At 63.4% G+C, this 13,704-nt stretch carries 11 protein-coding genes; 6 read left to right on the top strand and 5 right to left on the bottom strand.

Annotated features, from left to right (window positions below):
* The first annotated feature begins 183 nt into the window (after nucleotides 1-183).
* The 6 genes from N0K08_RS07120 to fabB all read left to right on the top strand — a co-directional run bounded on the left by N0K08_RS07120 (nucleotide 184) and on the right by fabB (nucleotide 6,138).
* Nucleotides 184-666: an Lrp/AsnC family transcriptional regulator gene (locus N0K08_RS07120; protein ID WP_159913098.1), complete on the top strand. Its 483-nt coding sequence runs from the start codon at nucleotides 184-186 to the stop codon at nucleotides 664-666.
* 197 nt (nucleotides 667-863) lie between these two features.
* Complete coding sequence (locus N0K08_RS07115; protein ID WP_261499412.1) at nucleotides 864-1,592, top strand: GNAT family N-acetyltransferase; 729 nt, start codon at nucleotides 864-866, stop codon at nucleotides 1,590-1,592.
* Nucleotides 1,593-1,750: 158 nt separating this feature from the next.
* Complete coding sequence (locus tag N0K08_RS07110) at nucleotides 1,751-2,632, top strand: HlyC/CorC family transporter (RefSeq protein WP_261499410.1); 882 nt, start codon at nucleotides 1,751-1,753, stop codon at nucleotides 2,630-2,632.
* Between the two features lie 8 nt (nucleotides 2,633-2,640).
* Entirely contained in the window at nucleotides 2,641-4,230 is a 1,590-nt protein-coding gene (gene lnt, locus N0K08_RS07105; protein WP_261499409.1) for an apolipoprotein N-acyltransferase, read from the top strand.
* Between the two features lie 166 nt (nucleotides 4,231-4,396).
* Nucleotides 4,397-4,921: a bifunctional 3-hydroxydecanoyl-ACP dehydratase/trans-2-decenoyl-ACP isomerase gene (fabA, locus tag N0K08_RS07100; protein WP_261499408.1), complete on the top strand. Its 525-nt coding sequence runs from the start codon at nucleotides 4,397-4,399 to the stop codon at nucleotides 4,919-4,921.
* Nucleotides 4,918-6,138: a beta-ketoacyl-ACP synthase I gene (gene fabB, locus N0K08_RS07095; RefSeq protein ID WP_261499407.1), complete on the top strand. Its 1,221-nt coding sequence runs from the start codon at nucleotides 4,918-4,920 to the stop codon at nucleotides 6,136-6,138. Before fabA ends, fabB begins: the two co-directional genes overlap by 4 nt.
* 476 nt (nucleotides 6,139-6,614) lie before the next feature.
* Here the strand turns inward: fabB and N0K08_RS07090 are convergent, their stop codons facing one another.
* The 5 genes from N0K08_RS07090 to N0K08_RS07070 form a co-directional block, all read right to left on the bottom strand.
* The gene (locus tag N0K08_RS07090) at nucleotides 6,615-7,700 is read right to left on the bottom strand and encodes a zinc ribbon domain-containing protein (protein ID WP_408642922.1); all 1,086 of its coding nucleotides are present in this window, start codon (nucleotides 7,698-7,700) and stop codon (nucleotides 6,615-6,617) included.
* 129 nt (nucleotides 7,701-7,829) lie between these two features.
* Complete coding sequence (locus N0K08_RS07085) at nucleotides 7,830-8,939, bottom strand: SPFH and helix-turn-helix domain-containing protein (protein WP_261499405.1); 1,110 nt, start codon at nucleotides 8,937-8,939, stop codon at nucleotides 7,830-7,832.
* A gap of 191 nt (nucleotides 8,940-9,130) precedes the next feature.
* Nucleotides 9,131-10,534 carry a TolC family outer membrane protein gene (locus N0K08_RS07080; protein WP_261499404.1) on the bottom strand — a complete coding sequence of 468 codons (1,404 nt, stop codon included), beginning with the start codon at nucleotides 10,532-10,534 and terminating at the stop codon, nucleotides 9,131-9,133.
* A gap of 4 nt (nucleotides 10,535-10,538) precedes the next feature.
* Nucleotides 10,539-11,876: an HlyD family type I secretion periplasmic adaptor subunit gene (locus tag N0K08_RS07075; protein WP_261499403.1), complete on the bottom strand. Its 1,338-nt coding sequence runs from the start codon at nucleotides 11,874-11,876 to the stop codon at nucleotides 10,539-10,541.
* An 83-nt stretch (nucleotides 11,877-11,959) separates the two neighbouring features.
* Nucleotides 11,960-13,669 carry a type I secretion system permease/ATPase gene (locus N0K08_RS07070; RefSeq protein ID WP_261499401.1) on the bottom strand — a complete coding sequence of 570 codons (1,710 nt, stop codon included), beginning with the start codon at nucleotides 13,667-13,669 and terminating at the stop codon, nucleotides 11,960-11,962.
* Nucleotides 13,670-13,704 lie beyond the last annotated feature (35 nt).

Here is a 13,704-nt window from a genome sequence, read left to right as displayed (position 1 = left end):
GGTGGCTGGCGGTGGTTATGAGTCCACTGTAGAACTTGATGGCGGGAAATTCCTGCGTTGTTGTCAGCGGACACGCCATGGCCTTGCATGAAAAATGCGCGAAACACACATTTCATGCAATTTCCAAGGGTGATTCGGGAAAACCCTGCGGGTTCGAGGCGGTCTTTCGTAGAATCCCCGGACATGAGCGCAACGCAAGCAATCGATAAGCTGGACCGGGCCATTCTCCGGCGCCTGCAGGAAAACGGCCGGGAAACCTATGACGTCATCGGCGAGCAGGTGGGGCTGTCGCCCAGTGCCGTGCTGCGGCGTGTCAAACGCCTGGAAGAAGCCGGCGTGATCGACCGCTATGTGGCGCTGGTGCGCCCCGAGACGGTGGGCCTGGGACTTACGGCCTATCTCAATGTACGCCTGGAAAAATATACCGAGACCAGCAAGCGCAATCCCATGGATGTGTTCCGTGCCAGCGTGCAGACCTGGCCTGAAGTCGTGGAGTGCGCGTCGCTCACCGGCGAAATGGACTACCTGCTGCGCGTGGTGGTCAGCGACATGGCGCATTACAGCCGCTTCATCATGGACACCTTGCTCAAGCATCCCAGCGTGCAGGATTGCAAGACCAGCTTCGTGCTGGACCGGGTCAAGGCGACGACGGCGGTGCCGGTATAGGTTGAGCTCCCCCTGAGCCGCTTCGCGGCTTCCCCCTGAGGGGGACGGCAGCCTCGCTGCGGGGCGGCCCTTGCTCGCTGCCCCTGGGCTGGGCCGTGTCAGTTTCATGCCCCAGGCTGTTGTACGCCCGCGTCGGTCGAATGCTGCGCTGCAGCATTTTTCTTGAAGAATCTAGGGTAATCCCCTATATTCGAAGCATGAACGTTTCTATTGACTGGTTGAAGTCTTCCTGGCGCGCAGGTTCGCAGATGCTGCGCCCGGTCGCCAGCCCGCCAAAGCGTCCTTTCGCACCTATTCGTACTGCCATGGTCCCGATTCGCTCGCTAGGTCCGCGCCACCGTCCCAGTGTCGGTCGCCATCTGCTCCAGCTTGATGCTGCCGACCGTTATCTGCGCTTTGGCTATGCGGCCAGCGATGAGCAGGTGATGCGCTACGTCCAGCAACTGGACTTCGAGCGCGATCAGGTGTTTGGCATCTACAACCGCCGCCTGGAGCTGATCGCCAAGGCGCATCTGGCCGTGGCCAGCCATCCCGAACATCAGAGCTGTGCGGAGTTCGGCGTGTCCGTGCTCAAGCAGGCGCGTGGCAAGGGCCTGGGCGCACGCCTGTTCGACCGCGCCATCATGCATGCCCGCACCCAGGGAGTGAGCATGGTGTTCATCCATGCCTTGTCCGAGAACACGGCCATGCTCAAGATCGCACGCAATGCGGGCGCCACGGTCAAGCGCGACGGGCCGGAAAGCGAAGCCTATCTGCAACTGCCGCCCGCGGGCATAGACACCCATATGGCGCATCTGGTCGAGCAGCAGTTCGCTGAACTCGACTACCAGCTCAAGAAGCAGGCCAAGCAATTCTGGGATTTCCTGGCCGGCGTGCAGGAAGTGCGCCAAGGCGTGCGCGAAGGCCGGCACAAGGCGGCGGAATAAGGGCGCGGGCGCCTGTCGCGGCAGGCGGTGGCGGCCGTCCATGGCAGCAAGAGGGACATGGCGGCGCGGGGATTTCCCGCAAACACCACACAAAACTTGCGGCCAATCCGCTATCCTAGGCGCTTGTTCCACTACCGCACGTCCTGCATTCCAAGACAGTGTCAGACCCGCATTCTGCTCGTTCTTTCGAAAAGGAAGACAAGCGCAGTTTTCTGCAAAAAGTCGCTGAGTTCATCCACCCGGCCCCCGAGTCCGCCGATGAACTGATTGAAACCCTGGCCGAAGCCGAAGACAACCAAGTCATCGGCGCCGACGCACGCGTGATGCTCGAACGCGTGATCCGGATGGCCGACATGACAGCTGGCGACGTGATGGTCGCTGCCACGCGGATGGATCTCGTCAATATTGACGATCCCTTCGATGTCATCCTGCACCAGGTCATCACGACCGCCCATTCGCGTTTCCCGGTCTACCAGGGCGAGCGCGAAAACATCATTGGCATCCTGCTGGCCAAAGACCTGCTCAAGCGCCAGCGCGCGCCCGAACTCCATCTGCGTGCCTTGTTGCGGCCGGCGGTGTTCGTGCCCGAAAGCAAGGGCCTGCACGATCTGCTGCGCGAGTTTCGCGGCAACCGCAACCATCTGGCCATCGTCATCGACGAGTTCGGCCGTGTCGCCGGCCTGGTGACGATTGAAGACGTGCTGGAAGAAATCGTCGGCGAGATCGAAGACGAATTCGACATCCCCGAAGACGAAGGCGACATTTTCGCGCTGGCCGACAACAGCTACCGCGTGTCCGGCGACACTTCGGTCGAACGCGTGGCCGAAGCGTTTGAAGTCCAGCTCCATGCCAGCGACCCCGAAGCCGAATTCGACACCATTGGCGGCCTGATTGCCCACGAAATGGGCCATGTGCCCAAGCGTGGCGAATACGTGCAGATGATGGGCCTGGGCTTTACCGTGCTGCATACCAAGGGCGGGGCCGTGCGCTGGTTCAAGGTGGTGCGCGAGCATGCGCCTGACAGTCTGGTGATCAACTGAACGTCTCCATGCCCCCCCTGTCGCAGTCCGACCGCGTTCGCGGCCCTGGCAGGGCGATTGCCTGGGCCGTTGCGGCCGCCGCCGGCGTGGCGCAGGCCCTGTCCATCGCCTGGCCCGGGAATGGACAGCCGCTGTGGTGGCTGCAAATCCTGTCGCTGGCGCTGCTGGCCCATGGCTTGCGCACGGCGCCGTGCGCGCGCAGCGCGGCGGCCCGCGCCGGCGTGTTTGCCACCTGCTGGTTGGCGGCGACGTTCTGGTGGCTGTTCATCTCCATGCACACCTATGGCGGGCTGGCCGCGCCGTTGGCGGTGCTGGCCGTGCTGGCGCTGTCCGCCTTCCTGGGCAGTTATTACGCGCTCGCCGCCTGGATCTTTGCGCGGCTCAAGCCCGCGAGTGCGCTGGGCGCGGCGCTGCTGTTCACCGCCTGCTGGACCTTGGCCGAACTGGCCCGGGGCAGCCTGTGGACCGGTTTCCCCTGGGGGGCTTCAGGCTACGCCCATGTCGACGGCCCGCTGTCCGTGCTGCCGCGCTGGCTGGGCGTGTACGGCACGGGCGCCGTCGCGGCGGCCCTGGCCTATGGTCTGGCCTGCCTGCGCACTGGCCAGGTCCGTCAATGGCGTGTCTGGGCCCTGCTGCTGGCCGGCGTGGCGCTGCTGGCTGGCCTGTTCTGGCAGCGCGACTGCGCGCTCGACCAGTGCCTGGCCGATGCAAAGACCGCTCAACCCCCGGCACTGCGCGTGGCCCTGCTGCAGGGCAATATTCCCCAGGATGAAAAATTCGAGCCAGGCAGCGGTGTGCCGCTGGCGCTGGACTGGTATGCGCAAGCGCTGCGCAGCACCGACGCCCAACTGGTGGTGGCGCCCGAAACCGCATTGCCTTTGCTGCCCCAGCAAATGCCCGCAGGCTATCTGGAAATGCTGGAGCAGCATTTCCGCCAGGGCAGCCAGGCGGCGCTGATCGGCATTCCCCTGGGGAACATGGCCGAAGGCTATACCAACTCCGTGATTGGCTGGACGCCAGCAGTGGAGTCCATCTACCGCTATGACAAGCACCATCTGGTGCCGTTCGGCGAGTTCATTCCGCCGATGTTCAGATGGTTCACGGAGATGATGAACATTCCGCTGGGTGACTTCAACCGCGGCGGCCTGGCCCAGACTTCCATGGACTGGGCGGGCCAGCGGCTGGCGCCCAATATTTGTTACGAAGATTTGTTTGGCGAGGAACTGGGCCTGCGCTTTCGCAACCCCGCGTCCGCACCGACTGTTTTTGTCAATGTGAGCAACATCGGCTGGTTTGGCGACAGCATCGCCATTGACCAGCATCTGGCCATCAGCCGTATGCGGGCGCTGGAATTCGAGCGCCCCATGCTGCGGGCCACCAATACGGGTGCCACGGTGATCATTGACCATCGCGGTACAGTAACCGACGCACTCGCGCCACATGTGCGCGGCATACTGGTCGGCAGCGTCCAGGGACGCGACGGTCTCACGCCTTTTGCGCGCTGGGTGCGCTGGACCGGACAGGCTCCGTTGTGGCTGTTGGCCACACTGGTGTTGGCCTGGGCGGGGTGGCAACAGTGGAAACGCCGCCGGGGCTAGTAGACTCTTATCTTTTGATGCACCTGTGTTCTGTAGCATTTGCAGGGTCTTTGCAGTTCCACGCCAGCGCTGTGGAACGGATAATGCGCGCCTGTGGCGCATGCGAACTGCTGCGGACCACGCGACAACGAAGCGGTGAATTCACCGCTGTGGAGCAAGTTTGACAATGGCCGATTCCTTTTCCTACCAGCAGCTGATCGCCTCCGGCGAGGGCAAGCTGTTCACTCCTGATTCCGGGCGCTTGCCTTTGCCTCCGATGCTGATGTTCGATCGCATCACGCACATCGCCAGTGATGGCGGTGAGCATGGTCTGGGCAAGATCGTGGCCGAGCTCGATGTGAACCCCGATCTGTGGTTTTTCAAATGCCACTTCCAGGGCGATCCGGTGATGCCGGGCTGCCTGGGCCTGGATGCCATGTGGCAGCTCATCGGCTTTTACCTGACCTGGCTGCAACTGCCAGGTCGCGGCCGCGCATTGGGCGCGGGCGAAGTCAAGTTCACCGGCGAAGTGGGTCCCGACGTCAAGTTGGTGACTTACGAAATCGACATCAAACGCCTGATCAAGCGCAAACTCAACATGGCCATCGGCGATGCACGCCTGCTGGCCGACGGCAAGGTGATCTACACGGCCACCGACCTGCGCGTGGGTTTGTTCATGCGTGAGGGCGAAACCGGAGGATCTGCAGCATGAAGCGTCGGGTTGTGATCACGGGCACGGGCATTGTCTCGTGCATCGGCAACGACAATGCAACGGTCGAGGCCTCGCTGCGCGAGAGCCGTTCGGGCATTCGCGCCATGCCCCAGTTCACTGAACTGGGCATGCGCAGCCAGGTGGCCGGCATTCCGCAAATTGATGTGGAGGCGCTGATTGACCGCAAGCAGCTGCGCTTCATGGGGGATGCGGCGGCCTATGCGCAAATTGCGCTGACCCAGGCCATCGCCGAAGCCGGACTCACACCCGAGCAGGTTTCCCATCCACGCACCGGCCTGATCATGGGCTCGGGCGGCGGCTCGCCGGCCAACCAGATCGAAGCCGCGGACACGCTGCGCGAAAAGGGCATACGCCGCGTCGGACCCTACCAGGTCACGCGCTGCATGAGCTCCACGGTCTCGGCCTGCCTGTCGACGAATTTCGGCATCAAGGGCATCAATTACTCCATCACTTCGGCCTGCTCCACTTCGGCCCACTGCATAGGCTCCGCGGCCCAGCAGATCGCCTGGGGCATGCAGGACGTGATGTTTGCCGGCGGCGGCGAAGAGCTGTCCTGGGGCATGTCGCTGCTGTTTGACGGCATGGGCGCCATGTCGAGCAAGTACAACGCCACGCCCGAGAAGGCCGCACGCGCCTATGACGCCAACCGCGACGGTTTTGTCATCGCCGGCGGCGGCGGCGCCGTGGTGCTCGAAAGCCTCGAGCATGCGCTGGCACGCGGCGCGAACATCCTCGGCGAAGTGGTGGGCTTTGGCGCCACCTCGGACGGCGAAGACATGGTCGCACCTTCGGGCGACGGCGCCATTGCCTGCATGCGCCAGGCCATCGAAGGCCTGGACGGTCCCATCGACTACATCAACACCCACGGCACTTCGACCCCGGTCGGTGACGTGCCAGAACTGCGCGCCATCCGCGAAGTGTTCGGCGAACAGATCCCTCCGTTCTCGTCGACCAAGTCGCTGACCGGCCACTCGCTGGGCGCGACCGGCGTGCAGGAAGCCATCTACTGTCTGCTGATGCTCAACAAGGGCTTCATCGCCGGCTCGGCCAACGTGGAAACGCCCGACCCTGCGGTGGAAGGCATGCCCCTGGTCACCGTGACCCGCGACGCGAACCTGCGCCAGGTGCTGTCCAACAGCTTCGGCTTTGGCGGCACGAACGCCAGCCTGGTGCTGCGGCGCTGGGAAGGCGCATAAGGCGCGCAAGACATCCGCCGCGTTGACGCGGCAGCGAAAACCCCGTCGCCGTTCAGGCCACGGGGTTTTTTATTGCGTGACGGACAGCCGCCGTCCGATCAGCGGTGCAAAAACCACCGCAAACCCAAGCTTCACCCAGTCCAAAAGCGGCTTCCTCGCGCCCCAAGCGGCGAGGAGGGAAACAAACCCGGGCACGCCAGCTGCTCCGCAATGCTTGTTCAAGGCGCTGCGCTCTGTTGATGGGCCTGTCGCGCAGAGATGCACGGGGGAAATCGAAGCACCCCTGGACTACGACAGTCCGCATCCCCGGAGCGGTTCAGTGCAGCACTTTAAAATAAATCAGCAAGCCTGAATGGAACCTGCGGCGAATGGTTTTTGATGGCTGGCGCCTGGTGTTCTCTGGAACGAGTTGCCCGCAAGACCGTCGAAAAACGCGTGTCCATGGCATGCGTTGAACGCCAGCCAGAGCGGCGCCCCTAGCGCACGGCTGTGAGCAGCAGCACCCCGATCACCAGTGCAAAAACCACCGCCAGCATGATCTTCACCCAGCTGTATGGCTGCTCGCCCGCGATCTGTCCGGTGTAGCCATTGGCCACGATCTGGTAGTTCTTGCTGCCGTAGGTGTAGCCCACCAGCCAGACGGGCATCAGCGTGTGCTTGAAAGTGCGGCCCTGGTACTGGCATTGCACGCGCAGGTTGCGGTAGGTGTCGCCGGGCACCTGGCTGGCGCACAGTTGCTCGACGGTGCTCTCCATCTCCTGCATATTGATCTGCGCTGCCTGGCCCAGATCGACCTGGTAGCGCTCCACGGTCCAGCCGCGCACGAACTCGGGCGTATAGGGTTGCAGGTCGGTTGTGGTGGGGAAGGGCTCGATCTTGCGCAGCAGTTTCGGTTGTACGCCGACGGTGCCGGGCACCAGGGCATCGTCGAAGAAGTGCGCGAGCTGCCCTGACGCGTACTCCCAGCGCACATGGCGCACCTGGCGGGTCTGGCTGTTGCCGTTGGCGTCGCGGTAGTTTTCGGTGGTGTAGTAATAAAAGCCTGCCTCGGCCTGCCAGACGGCCTGCACATGGGCGTCGAAAGTCCAGTAGGGCAGGTACAGGCCCTTGAGCGTGTCGGTCAGCGCGGCGTTCTTGAGCTTGTTGGGGGCGAACCAGCGCGAGCCATACCACTGGCGGATCCTGTCGCGGATCTGGCCGTCGCTGATCTTGAACGGCAGAATGCTTTGCGGCGTGATGGCATCGTTGCGCTCCTCATGGGCGACAATGGCCGGGGAGCCGCAGAAGTCGCAGCGCTGGGCTGTGCGCCCGTCGACAAATACCGAGATGGCACGGCAGTTCTGGCATTGCACTTCGCGGCGCTGCTGTCCCCAGCCGCGACCGGCTTCAGGGTTTTGCAGCGCGACCATGAGGTCTTGCTCGACCACGGCGCTGCCCAGTTCCTCGCGCTGCGCATCGTTCCAGGGCACCAGGGTGCCGCAGTACGGGCATTGCAGCGACTGGGCCTTGGGACTCCATTCGAGGTTGGCGCCGCATTCGGGGCAGGGATGCTTGCCGACCAGGGCGGGACGCGGCGTTTCGGCCACGGCCGAATAGCCGGCGTCAGGGGAGCGGGAAGGTTCAGGGGGCACGGTCAAAGCACCTTGGCGCCCAAGGGGCGCCGGTCGTCAGTAGGCAAAAAAGGGCTGTGCTCAGCCGCGCAGGAATTCGTCGAGTGCGCTCTGGGCGATGCGCCAGCTGCTGCCGATCTTGCGCGCCTTGAGGTGGCCGGATTCGATTTCGGCCATCACATCGGCCAGGTCCACGCCCAGTGCCTGGGCTGCCTGCTCGGGAGTGAGCACTTGCAGCGCGGGTGCGGCGGCCGGTGCGCTCGCTGCCTGGGCAGACTGGGCCGCAGCCGGGGAAAACGCGTCGGGCGCCGCGGCCGCGCCATTGCTGGCCGCAGGCGACTGCATGCTGCGCATCATTTCCTGGGCCATGCCAAAGCCCATGGCCATGGTCGCGGGCATGACGGCGGCGGCACTGCCTTCGCCGCCAGCGGTCATGGCCTGGCCCATCTGGTACTTCACATAGTCGTTGAGGTTGCCAATGGCGCCCATGCTCGAGCGCTTGTCTATGGCCTGCTCGACTTCGGGCGGCACCGACACGTTTTCCAGAATGAAGCTGCTGATTTCCAGGCCGTACTTCTCGCGCATGGCCGGGTTGATCAGCTGCAGCAGCGCGTCGCCCAGGTCGCTGTAGCGTGTGGCCACGTCGAGCACCGGAATCTGTGCCTTGGCCAGGGCTTCGGTGAACACGCTGACAATGCGCGAGCGCATGGTGTCGGCGAATTCGTCGAGGCGGAAGTTCTGGTCGGTGCCGGCAACTTCCTTGAGGAACTTGGGCGCTTCGACGATGCGGAAGTCGTAGGAGCCGAAAGCGCGGATGCGGACCACGCCAAAGTCCTTGTCGCGCATCATCACCGGGTTGGCCGTGCCCCATTTGTTGCCGGTGAACAGCCGCGTGTTGAGGTAGTAGACGTCGCACTTGAAAGGTGACTGAAAGCCGTATTTCCAGCCTTGCAGCGTCGACAGAATCGGGATGTTCTGCGTGCTCAGCGTGTGTTTGCCGGGCTGGAACAGGTCGGCGAACTGGCCGGCGGAAACAAACTGCACCTGCTGCGATTCGCGCACGATGAGCTGGGCGCCGTTCTTGATTTCCTTGTCCTCGTCGGGCCAGCGATAGGACAGGGTATCGCGCGAATCATCGGTCCATTCGATGACTTCGATCAATTGCTTGGTGATGATGTTCAGCAGACTCATGGCTGGCCTTTGCAGAGTAAAAAACCTGCGGCCCATTGTAGGGCGACCCTGCCGCCGCAAGTCCTTGGGCTGCGGCCCGGGCGGCAAATGCGGTTGCCGGCATGAAGCCACGGTTTGCGCGCTTCTATCCGCGCAGCGTCTGCAATGGGTTCCGTAGAAATCTACCCTGGCCGCCCCAGTGCCCAAACCGCTCAGGGGGCGATCAAGCTCGCATTGGCCTGATCCACATTGGCCCAGCGGTCATTTCCTGCCAAGGCCTGCAAACGGATGCGGGACAGTAAGTACAGATAGCGCGCCTGGGCCAGATCACGCGCAGCCAGGGTGCGCTGCTGTTCGGCGTTGAGCACATCCACCGTCGTGCGGGCGCCTGCCGTAAAGGATTTGCGGCTGGATTGCAGGGCCTGCTCGGCGGAGCGCACCGCCTGCGCCAGCGCGCCGACACGCAGTATGCCTTCCGTCATGGCGCGGTACTGTTCATACACTTTGACGCCGAGGTCCCGGCGTGCTGCCTCCAGGGATTCGCGCGCGCGTTCCTGATCGGCCACCGCCTGGCGCACCGTCGAGCTGACGTAGCCGCCCGCGAACAAGGGCACGCTCAACTGCAGGCCCACGTACTTCTGGTTATAGACCGTGTTCACGTTGGTCACCGTGTCGCTGTCCGAGCGGGCCCAGCCTGCCACCGCATCCAGCGTGGGCTTGTGGCCGGCGTTGGCCTTCTCGATTTCCTTGGCGGCGGTATCGACCTGCGCCTGCAGCGAGCGCAGCTGCGGATTGGCCGCTTCGGCCTGCGCGATCCATTCGGCCAGTGAGGCGGGTGTGGGCGGCTGGGGGCGGAAGCTCGCGATGTCCAGGTCCGCGAGCTCGCCAAAGGGCTTGCCCACCAGCACTGCCAGACGCTGGCGCGTGAACTCCACATTCTGCGCCGCCTCCAGTTCCTGGGCGAGCGACATATCGACGCGCGCCTGGGCTTCGTCAATATCCGTGCGCATGCCAGAGCCTGCCTTGAAGCCCTTGGTGGCTGCATCCAGCTGCGTAGCATAGGCCAGCTTCTGCGCGGCGATCAGGTCGCGTTGCATGCGCGCCAGCAAGGCGTCGAAATACGCTTCCGAAACGCGCAGTACCAGGCTTTGTTCGTCATTTTCCAGAGTGGCATCCGCACCTGCGACCTGCGCCCTGGCCTGGTCTTCCTGCGCGCTCAGATAAGGCCGGTAGATCGGCTGGCGCAACACCAATGCCTGGGTGTTGCTGTTGTAGGCATTGCTGCTGGTCCGCGGGCCAAAAAAGGTTTCCGAGGTGGTCTTGAGCGAATTGCGGTTGGCCCCTGCGTTGAAAGACAGGTTGGGCAGGCGCAGCGCGCGTGCCTGCGGCAACTTCTCGTGCGCGGCCGCTGCTCCGGCGCGGGAAGCGCGGATGCTGGCGTCGTTCTCCTGCGCCGCTTCATAGGCCTGGCGCAAATCCAGCGCCCAGGCGGGCGTGAGCAAAAGCGCCGCCGCCAGGGCCACGCCCGTCCGGGTCTTGCCTACGCCGGCCGCGCCTACGCCGGCCGCTCCGATGCCGGTCGCACCGCTGCCGTGAAATGCTTGCAAACAACGCATGGTCTTACTCCTCCGTCATGGATGCAGCCAGACGCTTGGTCAGCGGGTGCAGCATATAGGTGAACATGCTGCGCTCGCCGCCCTTGAAAATCACTTCCACCGGCATGCCGGGACGCATCTGGCGCTGGCCCAGGATCTTCAATCCATCGTCCGTCACTTTCACCCGTGCCAGGTAATAGCTGACGTTGGTATGGGCGTCGGTCAGCAAGTCGCCGGACACCGATTCCACATTGCCGTGCACCACCAGCTGTGGCGAGTTGGCAAAGGAGGAAAAGCGCACGTCCACGGGCATTCCCACATGGACGCGGTCGATCATGTGGGGCGCGACCTGCGCTTCCAGCATCAGCGGCGCGCCCTTGGGAACGATGTCCATGAGCTTTTGCCCGCCTTGGATCACGCCGCCCACCGTCTGTGTCATCAGCCCCACGACCTGGCCTTGCGCGGGCGAGCGGACCTCCATGCGCTCCAGCTCGGCTTTCACCGCGCGGTATTTTTCATTCTCGACCAGCACCTGGCGACCCACGTCCGCCAGCTGCGTCTCGATTTCTTTCTGATCTTCCTGCTTGCGCGAAATCATGCGCTGGCGCAAGTCCGCGATGGTGCTGCGCGCGCGCAGCATATTGCCTTGCATGTCGGCCATGGAGGCATTGACGTCCGAGACCGAGCGCTGCAGCTCCAGCTGGCGATTGCGCGGGGCATAGCCTTCCTTGACCAGCTCGCGCAGATACCCCAGTTCTTCGTTGAGCAGTGAATGCTGGTTCTTGCGGTTGGAGAGCATGCCTTCATAGGACAGCAGCAAGCCCTGCTGGCCGCGGGTGTTCTCTTCGATCGACTGCAGGTCCGAGCGCAGGAGATTGCGGCGGGTATGGAACAACTGTTCCTGGTTCAGGATCTGCTGCTGGATCAGCGGGTCGTTGGATGCGGTCTTCAAATCCTCGGGCCAGGTGATGGTGGGATTGCCCTGCTTTTCGGCTTCCAGCCGCCCCTGCATGGCCAGCAGGCCCAGATAGTTCTGGCGGACTGATTCGTAAGTGGCACGGGCCACCGCGGCGTCGAGCTGTACCAGCAACTGGCCTTCGGTCACATCGTCGCCTTCGCGCACCAGTACTTTCTGGATGATGCCGCCGGTCAGATGCTGCACGGTGTTGCGCTTGTTATCGAGCGCGACCATGCCGGTGCTGGGAACGCCTTCGTCCAGTGGCGCGAGTGCCGCCCACAGCAGGAATCCGCCAAATCCCAGGGCCAGGGCCCACAGACCCCAGCGCCCGGAGCGCCCCAGATCGATCGGGTCCGCATCGGAATGCGGCGAAGTCGTCAGTGCACCATCAGACTGTTTGGCCAATGGAGTTCTTTTCACTTCGGTAGACAGAGATTTATTCATATCGAACTCGCCGGAAGTAAGTTGTGCACCACTGAGCGCCATGATCACGTCGCGGGCAGCGGCACCTGCTGCGCCTCGCGCAATGTCGCCACTACCGCATCACGCGTGCCATCGGTCTGCAGCACGCCGTTGTTCAGAATCACCACGCGGTCGGCCGCGGCCAGGATTCCAGGGCGGTGCGTCACCAGCACCACGGTGCTGCCCTGGCGCTTGAGAATCTGTACCGCCTGCACCAGGGCGATCTCGCCCACATCGTCCAGGTTGGCATTGGGCTCGTCGAGAACCACCAGCTTGGGCTTGCCGTAAAGGGCGCGCGCCAGACCAATGCGCTGGCGTTGCCCGCCCGAGAGCATGCTGCCGGCCTCGCCGATGGCAGTGTCATAGCCCTTGGGAAAGCGCAGAATCATGTCGTGCAAGCCGGCGCTGCGCGCGGCTTCGATGACCTGGGTCGAATCCACTTCGCCAAAGCGCGCGATGTTCTCGGCGATCGAGCCTGCGAACAGCTCGATATCCTGGGGCAGATATCCCAGATGGGGGCCCAGCTCGTCGCGGCTCCAGGCTGCGATGGGGCGCTCATCGAGCAGCACTTCGCCGGTCATGTAGGGCCAGATGCCGATCATGCAGCGCGCCAGCGTGGATTTGCCCGAGCCGGACGGGCCGAGCACCACCAAGACGGAGCCTTGTGCAACCTCCAGGTTCAAGTTCTTCAGAATCGGTTGCGCACGTTCTGGCGCGGTGGCAACCAGATTGCGCAGTGCCAGCGCGCCAGTCGGTGGCGTATGCGTCAAGGCCTCATCGCGCTCGGGATGCGCTTCGAGCAAGGACTCCAGGCGTTTGAACGCAGCGCGTGATGTCACAAAACCGCGCCAGCTACCCACCAGCATGTCGATGGGGGTCAGCGTACGCGTCATCAGGAGATTGGCCGCGATCATCGCACCGGCGGAAAGCTGGCCATCGATCACGAGCAGGGCGCCGCAGCCGAGCGCCAGCGACTGCTGCGAATAACGCAGAAATTTGCTCCACGCCATCAGCTTGTGGGTCAAGGCCTGAGAACTGCCCTGCAACTGCATCACATCGCGGTGCCGGGTCTGCCACGTGCGGCCCAGGTTGTGCACCATGCCCATGGGCTCCAGCGTCTCCAATTGCTGCAGCTTGCCCTGCAGGCTGCGGGATTCCTCGGACATGGCGGCCTGCGCGCGCTCGGTCGGTGCCAGCGTCCTGCGGTGGCCGAACCACACCAGAGCGATCTGCACAGCGACAAAGAACAGCGCCAGATATCCGAGCACCGGGTGCAGGAAGAACACCACCGTGAGGTAGACCAAGGACCAAGGTGCGTCGAACAGTGCAAATATTCCATTGCCGGTCAGGAACTGGCGCACCTGCATCAGGTCTGCGAAAGCCTTGGCCGTTCCCGAGCCGAGCTGTTTGAGGTTCAGTTCGAAGCTGGCATTGAAAACCCGGGTGCTGAGTACTTCGTCCAGTCGCATGCCGGCACGCACCAGCACGCGCGATCGCATCCACTCGGAAAATGCGCCCACCAGAAACAGGAACAAGGTGATCAGCGAGATCACGAGCAAGGTCAGCTCGCTGCGACTGACCAGCACGCGGTCAAAGACCTGCAGCATGTACAGCGTCGGCACCAGCAGCAGCACATTGGCCACCATGCTGAACACGCCCACCATGTAGAACTCCCGGCGAAATGACCATAGCACCCGCGTCAACTCGCTGCGCCCGAAAAAACTGGAAGTCTTCATGGTGGGACTCGCATTATTGGTTTCGCCGACCACTC

Origin of the sequence: Acidovorax bellezanensis, assembly GCF_025421555.1 — a bacterium.
Lineage (GTDB): Bacteria > Pseudomonadota > Gammaproteobacteria > Burkholderiales > Burkholderiaceae_C > Comamonas > Comamonas bellezanensis.
The sequence above is the reverse complement of the archived record's forward strand: the minus strand, read 5'-3'. Positions and strand labels throughout refer to the sequence as shown.